Source organism: Collinsella sp. BA40 (assembly GCF_008014645.1).
GTDB lineage: Bacteria > Actinomycetota > Coriobacteriia > Coriobacteriales > Coriobacteriaceae > Collinsella.
This window is the reverse complement of record NZ_VOWY01000009.1, coordinates 1-22963: the sequence shown is the minus strand read 5'-3', so window position 1 is coordinate 22963 and position 22963 is coordinate 1. Positions and strand designations below refer to the sequence as shown.

Below are 22963 nucleotides of genomic sequence, written 5' to 3'. Positions count from 1 at the left end.
CGTGCTGCCGGTTCGAGCAGCTGAAAGGCCCTATCGCGGGACACTCAGCTTCCCTGCTGCTGTGGAAGTTAAGAAATCTTATATGGAATGACTTAGATTTTGTATAACAGAGCCAATAAGGGGATATAGTACAAACCGAAAGAAAAAACGCGGCGCGCTTCCCAGCGACTCACGGAGCGCCCGCACCGCAGAAGGGAAGTCAATCATGAGCAAGATTCTTGGTATTGACCTTGGTACTACTAACTCCGCCATGGCAGTCCTGGAGGGTGGCACCCCCACCACCATCGTGAACGCCGAGGGCGACCGCACCACCCCGTCCGTCGTGGGCTTCCGCGCCGACGGCGACCGTATCGTGGGCAAGGCCGCTAAGAACCAGGCCGTCACCAACCCCACCAACACCGTCTTCTCCATCAAGCGCTTCATGGGCCGCAAGTTCTCCGAGGTCAAGGATGAGCTCAAGACCGTGCCGTACGAGGTGAAGGAGGGCGCCAACGGCCGTTGCGTCGTCATGATCGAGGGCAAGGAGTACACGCCCGAGCAGATCAGCGCCATGACCCTGGCCAAGATGAAGGAGGACGCCGAGAAGTATCTGGGCGAGACCATCTCCGACGCCGTCATCACCGTCCCGGCCTACTTCAACGACGCCCAGCGCCAGGCCACCAAGGACGCCGGCCGCATCGCCGGCCTCAACGTCAAGCGCATCGTCAACGAGCCCACGGCCTCTGCGCTCGCATACGGCCTCGACAAGCAGGACAAGGAGCAGAAGGTCCTCGTCTTCGACCTCGGTGGCGGCACCTTCGACGTCTCGCTGCTCGACCTCGCCGACGGCGTGTTCGAGGTTCTGGCCACCAACGGCGACAACCACCTGGGCGGTGACGACTGGGATCAGCGCGTCATCGACTGGATGGCCGACAAGTTCAAGGCCGACCAGGGCGTCGACCTGCGCCAGGACCCCATGGCCCTGCAGCGCCTGAAGGAGGCGGCCGAGAACGCTAAGAAGGAGCTCTCCTCCGCCCAGCAGGCCACCATCAACCTGCCGTTCATCACCGCTATCGACGGCGTGCCCCAGCACCTCAACTACACGCTGACCCGCGCCGAGTTCGAGCGCATCACGCGCGACCTGCTCGAGCGCTGCAAGGCCCCGGTCACCAAGGCCCTGCGCGACGCCGGCGTCTCTCTCTCCGAGGTCGACGAGGTGATCCTCGTCGGCGGCTCCACCCGTATGCCCGCCGTCCAGGAGCTCGTCAAGACCATGACCGGCAAGCAGCCCAACATGTCCGTCAACCCCGACGAGGTCGTGGCCAACGGCGCGGCCGTTCAGGGCGGCGTCCTCACCGGCGACGTCGAGGGCATCCTGCTGCTCGACGTGACCCCGCTGTCCCTGGGCGTCGAGACCATGGGCGGCATCATGACCAAGATGATCGATCGCAACACCACGATCCCGACCTCCAAGACCGAGGTCTACTCCACCGCTGCGGACAACCAGACCTCCGTCGAGATCAACGTGCTCCAGGGCGAGCGCGAGCTTGCTCGCGACAACAAGTCGCTCGGCAAGTTCCAGCTCACCGGCATCCCGGCCGCCCGTCGCGGCGTGCCGCAGATCGAGGTCACCTTCGACATCGACGCCAACGGCATCGTGAAGGTCTCCGCTAAGGACAAGGGCACCGGCAAGGAGCAGTCCATCACCATCTCCGGCTCCACCGCGCTTTCCGATGAGGAAGTCGATCGCATGGTCAAGGACGCCGAGTCCCACGCCGAGGAGGACAAGAAGCAGAAGGAAGAGGTCGAGGCCCGCAACCAGACCGACTCCCTGTGCTACTCCACCGAGCAGACGCTGAACGAGCTGGGCGACAAGGTCTCCGGCGACCTCAAGTCCAAGGCCGAGACGGCCATCGCCGACGCCAAGAAGGCGCTCGAGGGCTCCGATGTGGACGCTATCAAGTCCGCTGGTGAGAACCTGCAGTCCGTAGCCTACGAGCTCGCCCAGATGGTATATGCCGACGCGCAGCAGGCTGCCGGCACCGACGGCTCCTCCTCCGATGACGACGTGGTCGACGCCGACTACGAGGTCGTCGACGACGAGTCCAACAACTAACGATGTTCCCGCGTAAGGAGAAAGACGTGAAGATCCCCGTTGAGTCGGTGGAAGAGGTCGAGACGGAGGACGTCGAGACCGCCGAGGCCGCAGAAGAGACCGTAGCGTCTGAAGAGGTCGAGGAGGGCGCCGAGCCCCGGCAGGATGCTCCGGCCATGACTGAGGAGGAAATGGTCGAGGCGGCGATCCGCGCTGGCGAGGAGGCGGCCGAGAACGACTTCAAGTTCAAGTACGAGCAGGCTGCCAAGGAGCTCGAGGGTCTGCGCCGCGAGCTTGACGAGGCAGCCGAGGCCAAGGCGGCAGCCGAGGACAAGGCCAAGGACGCCGTCGAGCGCCACGCGCGCCTGCAGGCGGACTGGGAGAACTACCGCCGCCGCACCGCCCGCGAGCGCAACGAGGAGCGCGAGCGCGCCACGGAGAAGCTCATCATGGCGCTGCTGCCTTCGATCGACGATATGGAGCGCGCGCTGGCGCATGCCCGCACGCAGGAGCTCTCCGAGAGCTTCGGTCAGTTCGTGGACGGCGTGGACGCGGTTCGCGTGAAGATCATGGGCGTTCTCGAGCACGAGGGCGCCGAGGTCATCGACCCGGCTGGCGAGGCGTTCGATCCCAACGTCCACCAGGCGGTGGGTCGCGTGGAGGACGCCGAGCAGTTCGACGAGACCGTGAACGACGTGTACCAGAAGGGCTACCGCATGGGCGGCAAGGTGCTGCGCCCGGCCATGGTCACGGTGACGTACGGTGGCGCCAAGCGCCCCGCGCCCGAGCCGGAGGCCGAGTCCGAGGAAGTCGACGAGGCCTCCGAGGAGTAGAAATCAGCACGTGAAGGGCGCGTCGCACGTCGGCGCGCCCTGAGTTGTTTATAAGGCGCGGCGCCGCCGGGCGGCCGTCGCGACGGTGCGCATGGGCAAGCCGGCTGCCAGAGGGCCCGCGGCCCGCGGCTCGGGTGCAGGCGGCTTCGACGTGGAGCCGCCTTCGGATGTGCGGGCCGATTGGGCTGCAGCTGGGCTGGGTGCCTTCGGAGGCGTCCGGTCCGCGCGCGGTCGCGGGCGCGCCATGGCGTCCGCGCCGACAGTTTGACGATGAACAAGCGGGCCGGAAGGCGCGCAGGAAGGGAGGCAGACGATGCCACAGGGTAAGACGTTCTATGATGTCCTCGGCGTATCTCGCGACGCCTCCGACAAAGAGATCAAGACGGCGTTTCGCAAGCTCGCCCAGAAGCATCACCCCGATGCCGGTGGCGACGAGGCGAAGTTCAAGGAGATCAGCGAGGCGTACGATACGCTTTCCGATGCGAAGAAGCGCAAGGAATACGACCAGATGCTCATGTTCGGCGGCATGCCGGGCGGCGGCGCGGGCGGTTACGGTTACGCGGGCGCCGGTGCCGGCGGCGCGGGTTGGAGCGATATCTTCGACAGCATCTTCCGCGGCGAGGGGGCGTTTGGCACGGACTGGGGCCAGGGCTTTGCCGGCGCGGCGGGGGCTACGGGCGCCCGCGCGCGCAGCCGTAAGGGCAGCGACCTGTCGCTGACCGTCGATGTAACCGCCGAGGACGCGTTTCGCGGCACCACGCATAAGGTGACCTATCGCATCCCGTCGACGGGCGAGCAGCAGACCATCACGGTCTCGGTTCCCGCGGGAGCGGTCGACGGCGGCAAGCTACGCTACAAGCGCCGCGGCGAGTACGGCACCGGTGGCGGCGAGCGCGGCGACCTGGTGGTGACCACGCACGTCGAGGAGCACCCGCTCTTCAAGCGCAAGGGCGCCGACGTCACCATGGAGCTGCCCATCTCGATGTACGAGGCCGCGCTGGGCTGCACGGTGGACGTGCCCACGCCCGGCGGCGCCACGGTGCGCCTGAAGGTGCCCGCGGGCACGCAGGGCGGCAAGACGTTCCGCTTCAAGGATATGGGCGCGCCCGATGTGAAGCATCGTGGCAAGAAGGGCGCGCTGCTGGTCAAGGTTGCCGTGCAGGTACCCATGCGCCTGAGCGACGAGGAGCGCGAGAAGCTCGAGGCCTTGCGCGATGCCGACACGCGCGACTATCGCGAGAAGGTCGATCGCTACCACGGCACGTACTAGGATGCGCCGCATCGCGCATCGTGCGCGGATAAGGGGAAGGGTGAGGAGAAATGTCCCAGGAAGGACGCGATAAGCCGCTGTACATGATCAGCGTGGCAGCCGAGCTGACGGGCATGCACCCGCAGACGCTGCGCGTATACGAGTCAAAGGGCCTGGTGAACCCAAAGCGGTCGGGCGGTAACACGCGCCTGTACTCGCAAAGCGATATCGAGCGCCTCGAGCTGATCAACCAGCTCACCGACGAGGGCATCAACCTCGCCGGCGTGGTGCGCATCCTCGATATGAAAGAGCGCGCCGAGGAGCGCGAGCGCGAGAACGAGAAGCTGCGCGAGCAGTTGCGACGCGCGCAGGAAGAGCTGCACGAGCTCAAGATGCAGAAGCGCATCACCGCGCTGGCTCCCCGTGACGGCAGCGCCAACCCCGAGCAGGTCCTCCGCGGCCTGCTGGGCGGGGGCGGCCTGTAGGAAGCGCGGGACGCGGCGATGCGATTCGCGGTAGAGGGCGTTGTTCGGGGCGCATCGGCACGAAAAGCCGATGCGCCCCGTTTTTGTTTGCGAAGTCGGTAACCTTTGTTATATACGCGCTTAATAAATCTTATATATGGAGACTTAGATTTAGGTATAGGACCGGCCTGCGGTGGCAACAATACTTCTCGACAGAACAGTGTGCCGCCCCGTAGGGCGGCCGAGCGCAGCCCGCTTTGCATCTGCCACGAGGCCTTTCGCCTAGGGCTCTCAGATTAGGGACAGGCACTAATCTGAGGCGGGCGCCGACCTGGGACATATTCCGGTCTCAGATTGGTGCCTGTCCCTAAACTGAGGTGAGCGGTTCGAGGTGCGGGGATGGGCTGCATAGAGAGGTGATAGACATGAGGATCGACAAGTTGGCGATGACCTCGAAGGAGGCGTTGCAAAACGCCATCGCTATCGCGGGCGATGCGAGCGCCGGCTCGGTGGAGCCCGTCCATCTGCTGGCATCGCTGCTTACGGGCGGCGAGCGCAATATCTCCGTGATCATCGAGCGCATCGGGGCAGACCCCAAGCGCCTGGCGCTGGTTACGCAGCAAGCCATCGAGGCGGCGCCCCAGGTGAGCGGAGGCGCGCAGATCGGGCTGTCCGGCGAGCTCACGCGCGTGCTCGACCGCGCCGAGAAGTTCGCCTCCAAGATGGAGGACAACTTCGTGGTGACCGAGCACCTGCTTATGGCGCTCGCCGAGGATCGCGGCCAGGCGGGTCGCATCCTGGCCGACGCGGGCGTCACGCGCGAGCGCATCGAGGAGGTCTACACCGAGCTGCGCGGCGACGATCGTGTGACCAGCGAGGATGACAGGCTGCAGTTCGAGGCGCTCGAGCAGTACGGCCGCAACGTGTGCGATCTCGCGCGTGCCGGCAAGCTCGATCCGGTGATCGGTCGTACCGAGGAGATTCGCCGGACGATCCAGGTGCTGAGCCGCCGCACGAAGAACAACCCCGTGCTTATCGGAGAGCCCGGCGTGGGCAAGACCGCCATCGTCGAGGGCATCGCGCAGCGCATCGTGGCGGGCGACGTGCCCAGCACGCTGCGCGACCGCGACATCATCGAGCTCGACATGAGCGCACTGGTGGCGGGCGCCAAGTACCGCGGCGAGTTCGAGGACCGTCTGAAGGCCGTGCTCAAGGAGGTCGAGCGCGCCAACGGCCGCGTGATCCTGTTCATCGACGAGCTGCACACCATCGTGGGCGCGGGCGCTACCGAGGGCTCCATGGATGCCGGCAACATCCTCAAGCCCGCGCTCGCCCGCGGCGACCTGCATGCCATCGGCGCCACCACGCTCGATGAGTACCGCAAGTACATCGAGAAGGACGCGGCCCTCGCCCGTCGCTTCCAGCAGGTCATGGTGAGCGAGCCCAGCGTAGAGGACACCATCTCCATCCTGCGCGGCCTCAAGGAGAAGTACGAGATCTTCCACGGCGTACACATCACCGACGGCGCCCTGGTGGCGGCCGCCGACCTGTCGAGCCGCTACATCGCCGACCGCTTCCTGCCGGATAAGGCCATCGACCTGGTGGACGAGGCGGCATCCCGCCTGCGCATGGAGCTCGATTCCATGCCCGTCGAAATCGACGCCATCACGCGCCAGCTCACGCAGATGCAGATCGAGGAGCAGGCGCTCATGAAGGAGACCGACGACGCGTCCCGCGAACGCCTGGAGGCGCTGCGCCAGGAGATCGCGACGGCGCAGGAGCAACTCAACGTGGCGAAGGCCGGCTGGCTCAACCAGAAGAACGCCATCGACCGCATCCAGGAGCTCAAGGGCCGCATCGATGACGCGAAGGGGGAGCTGGAGCGCGCGACGCGCGATGGCAACTTCGAGCGCGCCGGAGAACTGCGCTACTCGGTGATTCCGTCGCTCGAGGCCGACCGCGCGCAGGCCGAGGAGGCGCTCGACGCGCAGAAGGAATCCGGCGAGGGGCTGAAGGAGCAGGTGACGTCCGACGAGATTGCCGAGGTGGTGAGCGCGTGGACCGGCGTTCCCGTGGCCAAGATGATGCAGGGTGAGCTGGATAAGCTCAAGACGCTCGAGGACGAGCTGCATCGTCGCGTGATCGGCCAGGACGAGGCCGTGCGCGCCGTGGCCGCCGCGGTGCGCCGCAGCCGTGCGGGCCTCGCCGACCCCGACCGCCCCATCGGCAGCTTCTTCTTCCTGGGCCCCACCGGCGTGGGCAAGACCGAGCTCGCTAAGGCGCTCGCCGAGTGCCTGTTCGACGACGAGCGCGCGCTCGTGCGCATCGACATGTCGGAGTACATGGAGAAGTTCAGCGTCCAGCGCCTCATCGGCGCCCCTCCGGGATACGTTGGCTACGACGAGGGCGGCCAGCTCACCGAGGCGGTGCGCCGTCGCCCGTACAGCGTCATCTTGCTCGACGAGATGGAGAAGGCGCACCCGGACGTGTTCAACGTGCTGCTGCAGGTACTCGATGACGGTCGCCTCACCGACGGCCAGGGTCGTCAGGTGAGCTTCAAGAACACGATCATCATCATGACGAGCAACGTGGGGTCGAGCGCCATCGCCGAGTACGCGGGCCACGACGAGCAGGAGATGCGCCGCCAGGTGGACGAGGCGATGAGCCATACGTTCAGGCCCGAGTTCCTGAACCGCATCGACGACATCGTGGTGTTCCACCCGCTGGGCATGGAGCAGATCGAGCGGATCGTCGATATCCAGCTGGCCGACGTGCGTCGTCGCATGGCGAAGGAGCGCATGACGCTCGCCATCACGCCGGCTGCCAAGCAGATGCTGGCGGTAGGCGGCCTGGACCCGGTGTTCGGCGCCCGTCCGCTCAAGCGCCTGATCCAGCGCGAGGTGGTCGACGCGATCGCGCGCGCCATCATCGACGGCCGCGTGCGCGAGGGCGACGAGGTGACGGTGGACGTGGACGCGCAGAACAATTTCGTGGTGTCCGATGTGGAGTCGGTGCGCTACGAGGCGTAAGGGCGCGCTGACGTGCGCGCGGCGCTGCAGTCGCCATCGAGTGCGGTGCTGAGGCGCTTTCGTGAATGGACGGCAAGGGGCTGCATGCGTGCGGCCCCTTGTTTCTTCTTGCCCGCGACGTCGTTCTCCTTGGGGCAGGTTGGTTGTCGGTGCGCTCTTGGCGCTACAATGTGGGCGAACGGAAAGGAGGCGCATATGGTTCGGAAGAGCTCGCCGGAAGAGGTGAGGCGCGCGCTCGAGGAGAAGCTGCGGCGGGAGCGCCGGCAGCGCCCGCGCGACCCGTTCGTCCGGGCGGAGAACGAGGACGACGACGGCTACGATTCCTATTCGGACCGTAGGCCCGAACCCGAGGCGCTGTTCGACCGCGATCCCTGGGGCTAGCGCTCGTCTACGGTTTCGTGATGCCCGTTATGCGGCGCGGGGAGCGCCCGCGTGTGCCGCGATGGCGAAAAGCCCGGCGTTCGCCTGCTGCAACGAGCGGGGCGAACGCCGGGCTTGGCGTGTTGGGTGCGTTGGCGGCGTAACGCCGCGGGCGCGACGCGGGCTGGAGGCGCTGCTAGCGGTCGAGCTCCTTGCGGACGCGGCCGTCGTACATAACGGCGAAGAGCGCCAGCACGGCGGCGACACCGGAGATGACGGCCAGCACGAGGTTGACCGACGTGCCGAAGATGGTGGCGAGGATGCCCAGTACGAGCGCCGCCACCGAGAGGGGCGCGTGCGCGCCGAGCGAGCTGGGGCGGTTGGCGCCCTGGATGCCGAGCGCGCACGAACCGAACGTGCAGGCGCCCGTGATGACGCTCAGCGCGCCCAGGACCATGCAGCCCAGCGAGGCGTCGATCGTGGTGCCGAAGACCTCGAAGGTGCCGGCACTGTCCTGCGCGTTGACGATGGCGAATATGCCGGCGATGAGCGCGGCGAGGCCGACGAGCGCCTGGATAAGGCTGACGACCTTGAGGATCTTGCGATTCTGCGACATGGAACTTCTCCCTTGGAGGTTTTGGCAGGCGTCTTCGCCCGGGCCGTTGGATGTCTCCATGATACCCCCATCCAAGATGTGACATGCGTGAAGACTCGGCATCGGGGCGCCATGCGGCCGTGCGGGGGTCAAACACTGCTACCATGCTTTACCGCATGCTGAACAACGGATCGTCTCGAGCGCCGGGCCCGCCCGGTGCGGAAGCGCTGCGCAAACGGGGGGATGCAACGTGACAACGAATACGATTCTCATAGTCTTGCTAGTTGCGGCCGTGTTGGCGCTGCTGGTAGTCGAGGCGCGCAAGCGCATGCTGCCGGCGCGCGTCGAGCGCCTGTGCGCCGAGCGCTCCTACGACAAGGTGCTCGAGCTCCTCGACCAGCCGCTGGCCCGCGTGATCTATACGCGCTACGAGCAGCTGTCGATGAAACTGGGCGCCCAGGTCGAGCTTGGCCGGACGTCGGACGCTACACGCACCATAGAGGAGATGCTGCAGCTTCGTATGACCAAGCCGCAGCAGATGGCGCTGTTTACCACGGCATTCGATTTCTATCTGGACAAGGGCGATAAGAAGCGCGCCGGAGCGATGCTCGAGCGCATCGAGGGCATGAACGAGAAGGCCGCGGCGCGCGTGTGCCGCGAGATGTTCGACGTGGCCTTCGACGGCTCTACGGCGCATATCGCGAGCATGGAGGGCAGGCTGAAGGATACGTCGCCGATCGAGTGCGCGCGTCTATGCCGCCTGCTGGCGCTGCAGTACGAGCGCCGTGGCGAGGTCCGTGCCGCTGCGCGGTACCGCGATATGGAGCGCGCCTCCGTTCGCGCCGCCCGTACGGTTCGGTAGCGGGGCCGGGGCGGTCCAGCCGTTCGGACGCCGAGGCCCGGGCTTTACGTCCCGTTCCCTGCATCCATGAAGGGGCTTTCGCGAGCCGCCGGGCTTTTGTCGTCCTTCGTGCATCCCGGCCTAGCGGCATGGGTTTTGCGTTGGTCGCGGCTTCATGCTGGCGGTACGGGCGAATCGGCGGTACGGTTGATAGCGCTTACGACTGAAAGGACGAAGAGATGGATAGCATCGCCGCGCAGCGCGGATTCCTGGCGCCGGCGCTTATCGTGGTCGGATTGATTCTGCTGGGCTACACCCTGTATATGCTGCTGGAGCAGCGCCGCTCGATGGTCTACGAGATCCCACGCGGGAAGTGGGCGTATGCCGTGGCCGTGGTGCTCGTGGTGCTCGCCGTGTTCAACCTCGTTATCAGCGGCGCCGGCCTTACGGCGGTTGGAACGGCGTTCGTGCTGTTCTGCTTCGCGTCGTTCATCGCGACGGTGCGCAACGGGGTGGGCCGCACGGCCGTGTACCTCGACGGCGTGCGCCATCCGTGGAACCGCGTGTCGTCGGTGCGCGTGAAGAAGGAAAACGGCGTGCCGGTGCTGTTCTACACGAGCAAGAACCTCGAGCGCACCATACGCGTGCCGGGCGCCGACTACAAGGAGTTCGTTCGCTTTATCAACGAGGTGAGCCAGGCGTACGGTATCGCCGTTCGCAAGTAGCGTACAAGCGGGCGCGTGCGCAGGTTCGCTCGACTACGATCCACATGCTTGAGGGGGGAGGCGTACGGCCTCCCTTTTTCGTGCGTCGAGGTTATAGGCGGCCGTGCTCGTGCATGCGCATCGCTGCTTGGCGAGGGCGCGCCAGCGGCTGCGAGCGGGTGCGCCCTCGCCGACGCGCATGAAAAAAGGAGGCCGAAGCCTCCTTTTTGGATGAAGCGATGCGGTGGCCGTGTGGCCGGTCCCAACGGGCGCTCTACTGCTCGGAGTCGCCGCTTTCCGCCGATGCGGAGCCGGTGGAGATGTAGATCCAGATCGTGGTGCCCTTGGGCTGCTTGCCTGCCGGTGCATAGGTGATGACCTTGCCCTTAGCGATGTTGGCGCTGGGCTGCTCGACCACGTTGTAGCGCAGGCCGGCGTTCGCGATGGCCTTCTGCGCATCCTCCTGGGCCATGCCGTTGAGGTCGAGCGCGTCCACGTCGACGCCCTCGGGCTCGGGCTCCTTGCCGGCTGAGATGGTCACGGTGATCTGCGTGCCGGGCTCCTGCTTGCCGCTGGGGTTCCAGCTGATGACGTTGCCCTTCGCGACGGAATCGCTAAACGACTCGTCCCAGTGCACGCCGAAGCCGGCGTCGTTGAGCGCCTTCTCGGCCTGGCTCTTGGTCATGCCCTCGAGCGACGGGACGGAGGTGGTGCTGGGGCCGGTGGACACCTTGTACTCGATAACGGAGTCGATATCGACTTCGGTGCCGGCCTCGGTGCCCTGATAGAAGACGGTGCCTTCATCGGCGTCGTTGGCTTCCTCGATGGCCTTGCCCTTCAGCCCCGCGTCCTTGAGCGCGGTCTCGGCCTGGTCCTGGGTGAGGCCGGTGAGGGTGGGCACCTTGGTCTGCTCGGCGGGCTTCTCGCCCTTGGAGATCACGAGCTTGATGGTGTCGGACGTCTTGGCGGTGCGGCCGCCGTCGGGGCTCTGGTCGCACACCTTGCCGGCGTCCTGTTCGTCGTTGTACTCCTGTGTGATATCGAAGCTGGTGAAGCCGGCGGCCTTGAGGTTGCTCACCGCCGCCTCCTGCTCCCAGCCGATGACGTCGGTAACCTCGACGGTCTTGACCTCGTTGCCGCCGAAGACGCCGGACATGAAGGCGAAGACCAGGCCGATCACGACCGCCACGCCCAGGACGATGGCAACGACCTTGCCCTTGCCGGGCCCGTGCTTCTCGTCGTCGAATGAGGCGGTTGCGCTGGGAGAGCCCTTGCCCGCGACCGTGCGCGCCGCGTTCTGGCCAGCGGCGACCGGGCGCGCCATGGCCTGCGTGGAGTCGTTCATGACGCGGGTCTCGGTGGCGCCCATGCCGCCGGCCACGCCGGAGATGACGCGCGTGGGCTCGGGCACCTCGACGCTGCGGCCCTGCAGGTAGGAGTTGAGGGCGGCGCGCAGCTCGTCGGCCGTCTGGAAGCGGTTGGCGGCGTCCTTCTCCATGCAGCGCAGGATGATGCGCTCGAGCACGGGGTCGACGCCGGGGTTGATCTGGCTGGGCGGAACCGGCAGTTCGTTCACCTGCTTGAGGGCGACGGAGATGGCGTCATCGCCGTCGAACGGCACGCGGCCGGTGGCGCATTCGTACATCACGACGCCCAGCGAGTAGATGTCGCTGGTGGCGCCGAGCTCCTGGCCGCGCGTCTGCTCGGGGGAGACGTAATGCGCGGTGCCCAGGACGTTGTTGTCCTGCGTGAGGTGGCTGTTCTTAGCGCGGGCGATGCCGAAGTCCATCACCTTGATGTTGCCGTCGGGCTGCACCATGATGTTTTGCGGCTTGATGTCGCGGTGGACGATCTCGTGCTTGTGGGCCACGGAAAGCGCGGCGCAGATCTGGCTGCCGATCTGGGCGACCTTCTTGGGGTCGAGCGCGCCATGGCTGCGGATGCCGCTCTTCAGGTCGGTGCCGCGCAGGTACTCCATGACGATGAAATACGTGTTGCCGTCGCGGCCCCAGTCGTAGACGCCCACGATGTAGGGGCTCTGCAGGCCGGCCGCCGCCTGGGCCTCCTGCTTGAAGCGGGCGGCGAACGTGGCGTCGCCGGCGTACTGCGGCAGCATGATCTTCACGGCGACGGTGCGGTTGAGCACCTGGTCCTGTGCACGGTAGACGGTTGCCATACCGCCCGATCCGACCTTGTCCTTCAGGAGGTAGCGGCCCCCAAGAACACGCGATTCTTCCATTCTCAATCTCCTCATCCTAATAATGCGTGCGACTTCTTACGCTGCGATGGCGGGCATCGCAGAAGTGATAACGATTACTGCCCGGCTATCACAACCCTTGGGCTTCGAGTGCGGCCCGAATGATCGTGCTGGCAACCGAAGCGGCGGAGACGCCGTGGACGTCATAATCCTCAAGCATGATGGACACGGCCACCGTGGGGGTATCGAAGGGGGCGAAGCCGACGAACACCGAGTTGGAGTGCGCTCCGGTCTCGGCGGTGCCCGTCTTGCCGGCCACCTTCACGCCGGCGACGGCCGCGGCGCTGCCCGAGCCTCCCTCGACGACGCCGAGCATGGCGTCCTTCATCTGGGTGGCGGTGCTGGCGCTCATGGCCTGGCCAAGCGAGCGGGGCTGCGTGCTCTTGATCACGGTGCCCTCGGGGGAAAGCGTTTGCGCGACCACATACGGGTTCATGGCGATGCCGTTGTTGGCGACGGCGGCGACCATGACGGCGTTCTGCATGGGCGTGGTCTGGGGACCGGCTACGTGGCCCTGGCCCACCGGCTGTCCGGCGCCCGCCCAGGCGAGCTCCCACTCGGTCATCACGCTCGGGTCGGGCATGATGGAGGCAGCCGTGGAGAAGTCCTGGCCCAGCTCGGTGCCGTAGCCGAAGGCGTTGGCGTACTGGACGAGCGTGTCGGCGCCGATCTTGTTGGCCAGCTGGCCGAAGACAACGTTGGACGAATAGGCGAAGGCCTTGTTGAGGCTGATGGTGCCGTGGTCGGTGCCCTTGATGTTGGTGACCTCGGCGTTGCCGATCTCCATGCTGCCCGGCGAGCGGAAGGTGTCGGTGAGGCCGGCGGTGCCCGAGTCGAGCGCGGCGGCCAGCGTGATGACCTTGAAGGTGGAGCCGGGCGTGTAGAGGGCCTGCGTGGCGCGGTCGTACAGCGACACGTTGCTGTCCTCGCCCGCATTGAGGGCGCCTTCGATATCGTCGAGGTTGTAGGTGGGCGCGCTCGCCCAGGCCAGCACGGCGCCGGTGCGCGGGTCGAGCACCACGATGGCACCCTTCATGCCCGAGAGCGCCTGCTCGGCGGCCTTTTGGATGCGCGAATCGATGGTGAGCTTCACCGAGTTGCCGGGCTGCGTGATGCCGGCCAGCGAGTTGACGGCGTTCGCCCAGCTCGAGTAGTCCTTGGCGCCGGTGAGCGTCTCGTTCATGCGCGCTTCGACGCCCGTGGCGCCGTAGCGGTTGGAGTAGTAGCCCACGGCCTGCGCGGCGAGGCTGCCGTTGGGGTGCGAACGGGTGAAGGTGCCGTCCTCCTGCTGGACGGACTCGGCAAGCGTGACGCCGTCGGAGGTGATGATGGAACCGCGCTTGACGTAGGCCGCCTTCAGGATCGAGTGGTTGTTGAAGGACATGTTCTGGTAGTCCTTCGCCTTGAACACCTGGATGTAGGTGAGGTTGCCAATGAGGATGGCGAACAGCGCGGTGAAGGCGAACACCGCCACCGTAAGGCGCTTGGCCAGGGCGACGCGGCCCAGGACGCCCGATTCGGGCGTGTCGAGGGTGCGGCGCTGCAGGCGCGAGCCGGAGCGGGCATGCGAGGCGCTGGCGGAGCCGGTGGCGCCCGCGCGGCCGCCGAAGATGCGCGTTCCCACGGAGCTCACCTGTGCCCGCGCGCCTGCCTGCGCGGCCATGATGCCCGTGCCGGCGAGCTCGGCTTCGCGGCCGGTGGCCTCGTCGCCCGCGCGCAGCAGCAGGGCCACGATGATGAAGCTCGCCAGCAGCGAGGAGCCGCCCTGGCTCATGAAGGGCAGGGTCACGCCGGTGAGGGGCACCAGGCGGGTGACGCCGCCCACGATGAGGAATGCCTGGAACGAGATGGCCGCCGTGAGGCCGGTGGCGCAGAAGGCCGCCAGGTCGGACTTGGCGCGCGCGGCGGTGGTGAGGCCGCGCACGGCGAAGAGCATGAACAGGAAGAGCACGGCCGCGCCGCCGAGCAGGCCCATCTCCTCGCCGATGGCGGAGAAGATGAAGTCGGACTCGACGACGGGGATGAGGGTGGGCATGCCCTTGCCGATGCCCGTGCCCACCAGGCCGCCGTCGGCCAGCGAGAACAGCGACTGGACCAGCTGGTAGCCGGAGCCCGAGGGGTCGGCGAAGGGGTCGAGCCAGATCTGGAAGCGCGTCTGCACGTGGCCCAGGAACTTATAGGCGCCCAGACCGCCCACGGCCAGCAGCATGAAGCCGATGATCACGTAGGAGATGCGGCCGGTGGCCACGTAGAGCATGAGCAGGAAGATGGTGTAGAACAGGACGGCGCTGCCCAGGTCGCGCTCGAACACGACGATGAGCAGGCAGATGCCCCAGACCACCAGCAGCGGAAGCAGCAGCTTGAAGCGCGGGATCTTCAGCCCTAAGATCTCGCGGTTGGAGATGGACAGCAGCTCGCGGTTCTCGGCCAGGTAGCCGGCGAGGAACAGCACGATGAAGACCTTGGCGAACTCGCCGGGCTGAATGGAGAATCCGCCGATGATGATCCAGAGCTTCGAGCCGTACATCTCGGTGCCGATGAACATGGGCAGGATCAGCAGCATGATGCCTATGGCGCCGAACGTGTACTTGTACTTCTTCACCGCGTCGAGGTTCTTCACCAAGACGAGCGTGACCACCATGAGCGCGATGGCGGCGAACAGGATCATGAGCTGGCTCATGGCCAGGCTGGGCCGCACGCGCGTGACGAAGGTGATGCCGATGCCCGAGAGCAGGAACACCACGGGCAGGATGGCGGGGTCGGCGCCGGGCGCCAGGAAGCGCACGGCGATGTGGGCCGCGGCGAAGGCGGCGAACAGGCCGATGGGGACGGCGAGCGTCTGGAACGAGAGCGCGGCGCCGGTGGTGATGACGAAGAGCGAGTACAGCAGGACAACGGGGAACGCTGCCGCGATCAGGAGGAACAGTTCTGTGTTACGACGGCTGCTCACTGGGCGTCACCTCCGGTAGGTTGGGCGGCCGGGTCTACGGCTGCGGGGTCGGATACGGAAGCGCCGGCGTCTGCGGCGCCGGGCGCCGCGGGGTCGGCGGGGTCGGATACGGGGCCGATCATGGCCGCCGGATCCGCGCCCGAGCGCACGGCGTTGGCCATCTCGGCCTGCTGCAGCTGCTCGTCGCTGATCTGCTTGCGATACTTCGACACCGTTTCGGTGGCCTCCTCGACGCTGGCCTGGGGGATGCCCTCTTCCAGGCGGTGCCGGGTGTCCTCGGGCAGGTCGGAGAGCATCACGGACGTCTCGTCTTCGAGCCAGTTGAGCTCGATGCCCATGAACGAGTGGGGCGTGCCCTTGTATATGGCCACCGCGTCGTCCTTCACGCCCAGGTACACCGAGTTCGAGATGGAGAAGAGCGTGATGAGGCCGCCGAGCGCGATCACGGAGAGCACCGCGACGAGCGACAGGATGGCGTTGCGCTTGCGCTTGCGCGCGATGGCGCGGAGCTTCCCGTCGTCCACCAGGTCCACCACGATGACGGTGACGTTGTCGCCGCCGCCGGCAGCGAGCGCCGCGTCGACGAGGTTGTCGGTGCAGATCTGCGCGGTGGAGGACTGGGTGGCGATAACCTCTATCTCGCCGTCGGACACCATGCTGGACAGGCCGTCCGAGCACAGGATGAGGCGATCGCCCTCCTCGATGTTGAGGGCGAAGTGGTCGGCGTACATGGCGGGATCGGACCCCAGCGCGCGGGTGATGACCGAGCGGTTGGGGTGCACGCGGGCCTCGTCTGCCGTGATCTCGCCGGCGTCCACGAGCTCCTCGACGTAGGAATGGTCGCGGGTGACGCGGATGAGCGATCCCTCGTGCAGCAGGTAGGCGCGCGAATCTCCCACATGGGCGATGGCCACGGTGCCGCCCTCGATGTAGGCGGCGGTGGCCGTGCAGCCCATGCCGGGTTTGCCCAGGCCGTTGACGGCCGCCTCGATGATGGCGGCGTTGGCGGCCTCGATGGCCGATCCCAGCAGGGCGGGGTCGGCGCTATGCGGCGCGGTCTTGGCGATGGTCTCGACCGCGAGCGAGCTCGCTACCTCGCCGGCGGCGTGGCCGCCCATGCCGTCGCACACGCAGAACAGCGGCGACTGCACCAGGTAGGAGTCCTCGTTATGCGAGCGCACGCAGCCCACGTCGGAGCGGGCGCCCCAGCGCAGCTGCATGGTGGTGCCGGCGTCGTAGGTGGATGCGGTATCGATGAGGTCGTCGGTGACGGGAGCGAAGCTCTGCGTCGAGCCGGGGTCGCTGAGCTTGGACTCGACGGCGGCCACGTCGATCTCGGCGGTGTCCTCGGGGGAGATGACCCGCTCCGCGCCGTCGGGGGCGGCAGCGGGATGGGGGGACGCGGCGCCGTGTCCCGTGGATGCCGCGGCGAGGAACGCGGGGACCGCATGGGTCGTGTCCTCGCCCGCCGCCGCGGCTTCGGCCTGCGCCGCCGCCTGTTGGGCGGCGTAGCGGGCAGCGGCTTCTTCAAGGTCGGCGGTGGTGTCGGGCCGGGGCGCCTCGGCCTCGGGCTCCGTCACGGGGTCATCCGCCTCGGCTTCGGCCTGCGCGGCCGCTTGTTGCGCGGCGTAGCGGGCGGCCGCCTCTTCCAGGTCGGCCGTTGTGTCGGGTCGGGGCGTGCCGTCGGTCGCTGCGGATGCGGCGCCCGCGGCCTCGGCCTCGGCTTGCTGCGCAGCGTAGCGGGCGGCGGCTTCCTCGAGGTCGGCTGTGGTATCGGGGCGCGCCGACTCCTCCGGGGCGGGCTCGTCCTGCGGAAGCTCGGGCACCAGGGCCGGATCGGGCGCGAGGAGCTCGACGGCTTCCGCCTGCTTTGGGGCGTTCGCGGCGGGCGCGTCGACGGCGGCTTCGGGCGATGCGGTCGGCTCGGCCGCCGCATCGCCCGCAAACGACGAAGCCGGCGCGGTGCCGGCCATGCCGAAGAGCGTCGCGTCTTCGGTTTCTTCGGTTGAGGGGATGGTCGGGCCGTTCGGATCGGCATGGGCCGGCCCCGATGGTCGCATCGAGCCGGGCTCATCCTCGGGCGCGCGGCGCGCATCCCGGGGATGGTCTGCCTGAGAGAGCTCGGCGCGCGTGCGGGCGCTATCGTCTGTCATCGGCGATTCACCTTCATAACGACGTCGCCGATCTGGACCTCGTCACCCTCGCGCAGCGTGGCGGGCTCGATGAGCTGGCGGCCGTTGACCAGGGTGCCGTTGAGCGAGTTGAGGTCCTCGATCACCAGGGCGGGGCCCTGCAGCGAGAAGCGTGCATGGCTGGCCGAGACGAACGGCTCGTTGATGCAGATATCGGAGCTGGGGGAGCGGCCTACGATGACCGGGCCCAGCATGTCGACATGGATGCCGCGGATGCCGCGGGGGCCCTTGTCGACGTCGATGGTCCAGATCGCCGAGTCGCGGCGCTGGCCGCGCACGAGGCCGACGCCGGTCTTCATGACGGCGAACAGGAAGATATAGAGCAGGACGACCAGGATGATGCGTCCGGCGAAGAGGATGAGGTCGATCATGGTGATTAGCCCCTAAATTCGAAGGTGCTCAGGCCGAAGGTGAGCAGGTCGCCGCTGCGCAGGGGGCAGCGGGTGATGCGGCGGTTGTTCACCAGGGTGCCGTTGGTGGAGTTGAGGTCCTCGATGGACCAATCGGCGCCGGTGAAGGTGAGCTGGGCGTGGCGGCGGCTGACGTTGGGGTCGCGCAGGACCACGTCGGCCGCGGCGCGCTCGCGGCCCACGACGCAGCGGTTGCCCGTCACGTCGAGGACGTCGCCCGTCACCACGTCGACCAGCTGCGCGCGTGCCTGCGCGACCTGCTGGGGGCGCGGCGTCGACATGCTGGCGGCTACGCCCGCGGCGGCGCCCAGGGCCCCGCCGGTGGCCGCGGCTCCGCCCAGGCCGGCCAGGGCCTCGCGGCTCAAGGTCTGCGGCACGGGGATGGGCGCGGCGGGATCGGGCAGGTTGGGGGCGAACGGGTCGGCCGGGGCCAGCGGGTCTGCGCCGTTGAACGGGTCGTCTGCGGCGGGAGCGGCCGCGGGGGCGGCTACGGGGCCTGCGGCGGACGCGGGTGCGGGCGCGGGCGCGGGGTAGGGCTGCTGGGCGCTCTTGGCCGAGAGGCCTGCCTGGTAGGCGCGCTCCTCCTCGTAGAGACGGCCCAGGGTGGGGGCGTCGACGTTTTCGGCGAACACCGAGAAGCGGCCGCTCTTGAGCGAGGGGTCGATCATGAAGCGGACCAACGGCTCGCCCACGAAGACGTAGTGCTTCTTCTCGGCCTGTGCCTTGACGAGCTCGCTCACCTCGCGCGAGAGCTGCGGGTAGAACGGCGCCATGAGGGGGTCGTCGTCGTTGGCGATGAGGATGGTGTAGAGCGCCGGGGCGGTGTTCACACCGTTGATGACGAGCGTCTGGTCCTCCATCTCATGGGCTGCCTGCTTGGCGAGCTTCTTAAAGGAGAAGGGGGCGCGGGTGGCGCCGAAGATGCCGGCGACGCGGTCTTCAAAGATGTTCAGGAAGTTCACGAGCGATCACCTTCCGGGTCTTTTCTGTATCCAAGCGAAAATACGCATATCCCAACGATTATAGAGGATAGGGCGGCCACGGCCGCCCCTGTTGCGAGCTGCACGACGGACGGGCTGGTAATTTCCATAGGGTGTGCAAGACACAGCGCGGCCGCCGAAAGAACCAGGGCCGACGCGCAGGCGGCGGCGTATCCAAGGGCCGAGGACGTCTCCTGGTAGCCCGCCCAGGCACGTTCCAGCAGGAAGGAGACGATGACGGCGAGCGCGGTGGCGCCTGCGATGCCCGCCAGGGCCTCGGGGGCGAGCAGCGCCCGGACGGCGGTGCCCGCGTCGAGGAAGCCGCCGGCGGCCTGTGCCGCGAGGGACGTCGCCGCCACGCCGACGCCCAGCGGGACGGTGGCGGCGCATACGACGGGCGGCAGCAGGTAGCCGGCTGCGGCGGCCACGGCGGGCGCCAGCAGCACCGGGTCGCGCAGCGCGAGCGCCGTGGCGAGCAGGGCCACGAGGATCGACGACGCGGCCGGGTAGGAGCGGCCCCATACGATCCACCAGGAGCCGGTGAGCGCCACGAAGATCATGCACGCCGGCAGCGCGGCGACAAGCGGCGTGGCGTCGAGCACCATGAAGAGCAGGCCGGTGAAGGCGAGCGCCGACCCGATCTGCGGGGCCGTCGCCGCGGCGGCGCCCACGGCCAGCGCGGCCACGAGGCGCGCGAAGGGACTGGCGACGCCGATGGTTTCGAGCACCGAGAACGTGGCGATGACGACCGAGACGCCCGCGATCGCGGCCGCGGTGCGCCGGCGCGCGAGCGGGGTGCGGCTGCCCAGGTGGCCCTCGACGGGGTCGTAGACCCAGGTGGGCTCATCGGGCTCGTCGGGCTCGGGCTCGGAGGCGTCGTTTTCGTAGGAGGTGATCTGCTCGATCATGGCGGCGAGGCTGCGCTGCCCCTCGCGGGGGTCGCCCAGGTTCGCGAGGAAGCGCGCGCCGAAGTCGGCCACCGTGCGCATGCGGTTGTTGATGTCGGGATCGAGCGCGCAGAGCAGCGCCTCGTTGGACGCTTCGGGCATGCGGCGCAGCAGCTGGTCGGGCGGGGTGACGCCCTCGTTGATGAGGGTCATGGAGTCGATGGGGGTGGCTGCCACGAAGGGCGCGAAGCCGCAGAGCGACTCGTACAGGACGCAGGCGAGCGAGAAGATGTCGCTGCGGCGGTCGACGCGATCGCTGCGCAGCTGCTCGGGCGGCATATAGCCGATGGTGCCCCCGCGCGCGCCGCCGAACCCCGCGGCGCTGGTGAGCTTGGCCATGCCGAAGTCCGTGAGCGTGACGTGACCGCTGCGGTCGATGAGCACGTTGGCGGGCTTGATGTCGAGGTGCAGCGCGCCGTTGGCATGCGCGCAGTCCAGCGCCTGGACCAGCGCATCGGCTATGCAGGCGGCCTCGTCGAAGGTGAGGGAGTGCCCGTCGACGGCGGTGAGGAACTCCTCGAGGGTCACGCCGTCGACGTACTCCATGACCAGGTAGGCGTAGCCGGTGTCGTAGGTGAAGTCGATCACCGAGACGATGTTGGGGTGCTGCAGCAGGCTCATGGTGCGCGCTTCGCGCAGGGCGGCGGCGATGGCCTCGACGGCGGCCCGGTTGTTTGGCGAGCCCAGCGGGATGCGCTTGATGGCCACGCGGCGCTGCAGACGCGAATCGAGGCAGATCTCCACGGTGCCAAACCCGCCGGCCGCGCGGGTTTCGAGCGGTCGGTAGCGCTTGAGCAGGTGGGATGCAGCGGCTCCGGCAGGCGCGGGCGATGCCAGGGGCGCGCCCGCCGCGTGCGTGCGCTGTTGGGAAAACAGGGGCATGCGATGCCTTTCTAGGGTGTTTGAGGTGCATGTAAAGGCATGGTTCGAATAAGTGTACCACCCCGCCTCCGCTAGCGGGGAGGGCCGGCGCGGCCGGGCGAGTTGCCGGCGCGGCCGGGCGGGGTGGCTGCTGGGAGGGCCGGCGCGGCCGGGCGGGGGCTGCCGGGAGGGCTGCGGGGCCGGGCGGGGTGGTCGGCCGGGCCGGGCGCTCGGCTGAAATCGGCCGCGAGGCGTGCATGGCGCGGCCGGGCGGGGGCTGCCGGCGCAAAAGCGCGCAAATGTACGAAAATATTTGGAGGTGCTGGATACACGGCATTTTTCGCTGAAGAAACCGCAGGTAAATCGCGTGTAAACTGTTGGATACTTTGGGCTGTCGGAAAAAATCGTACATTTGCGCAATGACCGGGCGTTCTCCATGGGGTCATTGCGTCCAGGGAGGTCAAAATGAGCGAAAACGGTGCTGGCGACGGGCGCGCTTCGGATGCGGGGGTCGCAGCGGAGCGGCTTGCGGCGTTCGAGGCGTTCGCGCAGGATGTGCGCCGCGACCTTGCGCAAGTCGGCGACCGCATGGCCGGCTTGCGCGATGCCGGGAAGACAAAAAGCGCAACCTACCAGCAGCTCTTTGCCATGCGGGCAACGCTTCGAGAGATGGACCGGCGTCTGCGCGACTACGGTCTGTAGTTCCAAGATGCTCGGTGTCGCGGCGGGTGCGCGCCGCAGCCCGCACGGTATTATGGTGGGGCGCCCATCGCTTGCGCGGAGCGGCGCGAAGGGCGTCGCGTGCGCGCCATCGGTGCGCCCGCACGCTTTGTCCAGCGGATGAGGAAGAGGTCCCATGGAGTCGCTTTACAGGAAATATCGCCCGCTCACCTTCGAGAGCGTGGTGGGCCAGCAGCATATCGTGGCGACCCTCGAGCACGCGGTGTCCGAGGGGCGCTTGGGCCATGCCTACCTGTTCTGCGGGCCGCGCGGAACGGGCAAGACCACCATGGCGCGCATCCTGTCCAAGGCGCTGCTGTGCGAGGGGGCCGAGGCCGCGCGCGCCACGGGCGCGTCGGGCTGCATGGCCTGCGGTAGCTGCCCCGAGTGCGAGGCCATCGCCGCCGGCACGCATCCGGATGTGTACGAGCTCGACGCCGCGTCGCGCACGGGCGTGGACAACGTGCGCGAGGAGATCATCAACTCCGTGAACTTCGCGCCGGTACGCGGCGCGTACAAGGTCTACATCGTCGACGAGGTCCACATGCTTACCACGCAGGCGTTCAACGCCCTGCTCAAAACGCTTGAGGAGCCGCCGAGCCACGTGGTGTTCGTCCTGTGCACCACCGATCCGCAGAAGCTGCCCGAGACCATCCTGTCGCGATGCCAGCGCTTCGATTTCCACCGCATCTCCAACGAGGATATCGTGGGCCGCATGCGCTTCATCTGCGAGCAGGAAGGCTTCTCGTACGACGACGAGGCGCTCGAGATCGTGGCGCGGCATGCGCGCGGCGGCATGCGCGATGCGCTGTCGACGCTCGAGCAGCTGTCGGTCTTCGGCAACGGGTCGGTTGCAGCGGACGATGCGCGCTCGCTGCTGGGCGAGGTGGCATCGACCGTGCTGGCCGAGTTCGCCCGCGCGATTGCCAAGCGCGATGTGGTGGGGCTGTTCGGGCTCATCCGCACGCAGGTGGAAGATGGCAAAGACCTCATGGAGCTCACGCGCGACCTGGTGGCGCACCTGCGCGACGTGTATGCGGCGCGCCTGGTTGGCGGTGCGTCCGGGGTGATCGACGGCACGCCCGACGAGGTCGAGGAGCTCGTTGCCGAGGCGGGGCTGTTCGAGAGCGCCGACCGCGTGGCGCGCACCCTCACGGCGCTCGACGACGCCGCGCTGGAGATGAGGAACGCGAGCGATACGCGTTTGGTGCTGGAGGTCGCGTGCACGCGTCTGGCGCGTCCCGAGGCCGACCTCACGCTGGAGGCGCTGGCCGAGCGTCTGGCTCGGCTCGAGGCCCAGGTGGCGTCCGGCGTTGCGGCCGCCCCCATGGCGTCGATGCCCGGCGCTGCTCCCGCTGCGGGTGCGGGGGCCGCGCCCGCTGCCATGGCGGGACGGGGGCCCGCGGTGGCTGCCGGCCGACCGGCCGGCGCGGCATCGGTCCGGAATGCGGCCGGCCCGGCTGCGCCGACCTCGCGCGCCGCTGGACCGGCTGCCGC

The 22963-nt window shown here is 67.7% G+C and carries 17 protein-coding genes; 10 read left to right on the top strand and 7 right to left on the bottom strand.

Annotation, left to right across the window (positions count from 1 at the left end):
- The first annotated feature begins 205 nt into the window (after nucleotides 1-205).
- The 6 genes from dnaK to E4J93_RS03795 all read left to right on the top strand — a co-directional run bounded on the left by dnaK (nucleotide 206) and on the right by E4J93_RS03795 (nucleotide 8030).
- Nucleotides 206-2095, top strand: coding sequence for a molecular chaperone DnaK (gene dnaK / locus E4J93_RS03820; RefSeq protein WP_147588160.1), 1890 nt, complete (start codon nucleotides 206-208; stop codon nucleotides 2093-2095).
- Between the two features lie 26 nt (nucleotides 2096-2121).
- On the top strand, nucleotides 2122-2907 hold the full coding sequence (locus E4J93_RS03815) for a nucleotide exchange factor GrpE (protein ID WP_255431905.1): 786 nt from the start codon (nucleotides 2122-2124) through the stop codon (nucleotides 2905-2907).
- Between the two features lie 313 nt (nucleotides 2908-3220).
- Nucleotides 3221-4177 carry a DnaJ C-terminal domain-containing protein gene (locus E4J93_RS03810; protein WP_147588158.1) on the top strand — a complete coding sequence of 319 codons (957 nt, stop codon included), beginning with the start codon at nucleotides 3221-3223 and terminating at the stop codon, nucleotides 4175-4177.
- A gap of 50 nt (nucleotides 4178-4227) precedes the next feature.
- Entirely contained in the window at nucleotides 4228-4641 is a 414-nt protein-coding gene (locus E4J93_RS03805; protein ID WP_147588157.1) for a heat shock protein transcriptional repressor HspR, read from the top strand.
- A gap of 404 nt (nucleotides 4642-5045) precedes the next feature.
- Nucleotides 5046-7649: an ATP-dependent chaperone ClpB gene (gene clpB, locus E4J93_RS03800; protein WP_147588156.1), complete on the top strand. Its 2604-nt coding sequence runs from the start codon at nucleotides 5046-5048 to the stop codon at nucleotides 7647-7649.
- 195 nt (nucleotides 7650-7844) lie between these two features.
- On the top strand, nucleotides 7845-8030 hold the full coding sequence (locus E4J93_RS03795; RefSeq protein WP_147588155.1) for a hypothetical protein: 186 nt from the start codon (nucleotides 7845-7847) through the stop codon (nucleotides 8028-8030).
- A gap of 175 nt (nucleotides 8031-8205) precedes the next feature.
- Here E4J93_RS03795 and E4J93_RS03790 read toward each other — a convergent pair whose 3' ends face one another.
- Nucleotides 8206-8625 (bottom strand): hypothetical protein, encoded by a 420-nt coding sequence (locus tag E4J93_RS03790; protein ID WP_147588154.1) that lies wholly within the window; start codon nucleotides 8623-8625, stop codon nucleotides 8206-8208.
- Between the two features lie 229 nt (nucleotides 8626-8854).
- Here E4J93_RS03790 and E4J93_RS03785 point away from each other — a divergent pair, with 229 nt between their 5' ends.
- Nucleotides 8855-9466: a hypothetical protein gene (locus E4J93_RS03785; RefSeq protein ID WP_222705688.1), complete on the top strand. Its 612-nt coding sequence runs from the start codon at nucleotides 8855-8857 to the stop codon at nucleotides 9464-9466.
- 218 nt (nucleotides 9467-9684) lie between these two features.
- Nucleotides 9685-10170, top strand: coding sequence for a hypothetical protein (locus E4J93_RS03780; RefSeq protein WP_147588152.1), 486 nt, complete (start codon nucleotides 9685-9687; stop codon nucleotides 10168-10170).
- A gap of 253 nt (nucleotides 10171-10423) precedes the next feature.
- Here the strand turns inward: E4J93_RS03780 and pknB are convergent, their stop codons facing one another.
- From pknB to E4J93_RS03750, 6 genes are all read right to left on the bottom strand, one after another.
- Nucleotides 10424-12388 carry a Stk1 family PASTA domain-containing Ser/Thr kinase gene (pknB, locus tag E4J93_RS03775; protein WP_147588151.1) on the bottom strand — a complete coding sequence of 655 codons (1965 nt, stop codon included), beginning with the start codon at nucleotides 12386-12388 and terminating at the stop codon, nucleotides 10424-10426.
- A gap of 88 nt (nucleotides 12389-12476) precedes the next feature.
- Entirely contained in the window at nucleotides 12477-15356 is a 2880-nt protein-coding gene (locus E4J93_RS03770; protein ID WP_147588150.1) for an FtsW/RodA/SpoVE family cell cycle protein, read from the bottom strand.
- Nucleotides 15353-17509, bottom strand: a complete 2157-nt coding sequence (locus E4J93_RS03765) for a Stp1/IreP family PP2C-type Ser/Thr phosphatase (protein ID WP_255431904.1) — start codon at nucleotides 17507-17509, stop codon at nucleotides 15353-15355. Before E4J93_RS03765 ends, E4J93_RS03770 begins: the two co-directional genes overlap by 4 nt.
- On the bottom strand, nucleotides 17506-17919 hold the full coding sequence (locus E4J93_RS03760; protein ID WP_147588149.1) for an FHA domain-containing protein: 414 nt from the start codon (nucleotides 17917-17919) through the stop codon (nucleotides 17506-17508). Before E4J93_RS03760 ends, E4J93_RS03765 begins: the two co-directional genes overlap by 4 nt.
- Before the next feature lie 5 nt (nucleotides 17920-17924).
- Complete coding sequence (locus E4J93_RS03755) at nucleotides 17925-18920, bottom strand: DUF3662 and FHA domain-containing protein (RefSeq protein WP_147588148.1); 996 nt, start codon at nucleotides 18918-18920, stop codon at nucleotides 17925-17927.
- A complete protein-coding gene (locus tag E4J93_RS03750; protein ID WP_147588147.1) occupies nucleotides 18917-20767 on the bottom strand; it encodes a serine/threonine-protein kinase in 1851 nt (616 codons plus the stop codon). Before E4J93_RS03750 ends, E4J93_RS03755 begins: the two co-directional genes overlap by 4 nt.
- A 444-nt stretch (nucleotides 20768-21211) precedes the next feature.
- On the opposite strand from E4J93_RS03750, the gene E4J93_RS03745 reads away from it, so the two are divergent.
- The gene (locus E4J93_RS03745; protein ID WP_147588146.1) at nucleotides 21212-21448 is read left to right on the top strand and encodes a hypothetical protein; all 237 of its coding nucleotides are present in this window, start codon (nucleotides 21212-21214) and stop codon (nucleotides 21446-21448) included.
- Nucleotides 21449-21602: 154 nt separating this feature from the next.
- Nucleotides 21603-22963 (top strand): DNA polymerase III subunit gamma/tau (dnaX, locus tag E4J93_RS03740; protein WP_147588145.1); only part of this gene is annotated, 1361 nt, incomplete at its 3' end.

What these genes read in the sequence shown, in the direction of transcription:
- pknB (WP_147588151.1), bottom strand. Translation starts at nt 12,388, where the DNA reads ATGGAAGAATCGCGTGTTCTTGGGGGCCGCTACCTCCTGAAGGACAAG.
- E4J93_RS03765 (WP_255431904.1), bottom strand. Translation starts at nt 17,509, where the DNA reads ATGACAGACGATAGCGCCCGCACGCGCGCCGAGCTCTCTCAGGCAGAC.
- E4J93_RS03790 (WP_147588154.1), bottom strand. Translation starts at nt 8,625, where the DNA reads ATGTCGCAGAATCGCAAGATCCTCAAGGTCGTCAGCCTTATCCAGGCG.
- dnaK (WP_147588160.1), top strand. Translation starts at nt 206, where the DNA reads ATGAGCAAGATTCTTGGTATTGACCTTGGTACTACTAACTCCGCCATG.
- E4J93_RS03810 (WP_147588158.1), top strand. Translation starts at nt 3,221, where the DNA reads ATGCCACAGGGTAAGACGTTCTATGATGTCCTCGGCGTATCTCGCGAC.
- E4J93_RS03745 (WP_147588146.1), top strand. Translation starts at nt 21,212, where the DNA reads ATGAGCGAAAACGGTGCTGGCGACGGGCGCGCTTCGGATGCGGGGGTC.
- E4J93_RS03805 (WP_147588157.1), top strand. Translation starts at nt 4,228, where the DNA reads ATGTCCCAGGAAGGACGCGATAAGCCGCTGTACATGATCAGCGTGGCA.
- E4J93_RS03760 (WP_147588149.1), bottom strand. Translation starts at nt 17,919, where the DNA reads ATGATCGACCTCATCCTCTTCGCCGGACGCATCATCCTGGTCGTCCTG.
- E4J93_RS03750 (WP_147588147.1), bottom strand. Translation starts at nt 20,767, where the DNA reads ATGCCCCTGTTTTCCCAACAGCGCACGCACGCGGCGGGCGCGCCCCTG.
- clpB (WP_147588156.1), top strand. Translation starts at nt 5,046, where the DNA reads ATGAGGATCGACAAGTTGGCGATGACCTCGAAGGAGGCGTTGCAAAAC.
- E4J93_RS03780 (WP_147588152.1), top strand. Translation starts at nt 9,685, where the DNA reads ATGGATAGCATCGCCGCGCAGCGCGGATTCCTGGCGCCGGCGCTTATC.
- E4J93_RS03795 (WP_147588155.1), top strand. Translation starts at nt 7,845, where the DNA reads ATGGTTCGGAAGAGCTCGCCGGAAGAGGTGAGGCGCGCGCTCGAGGAG.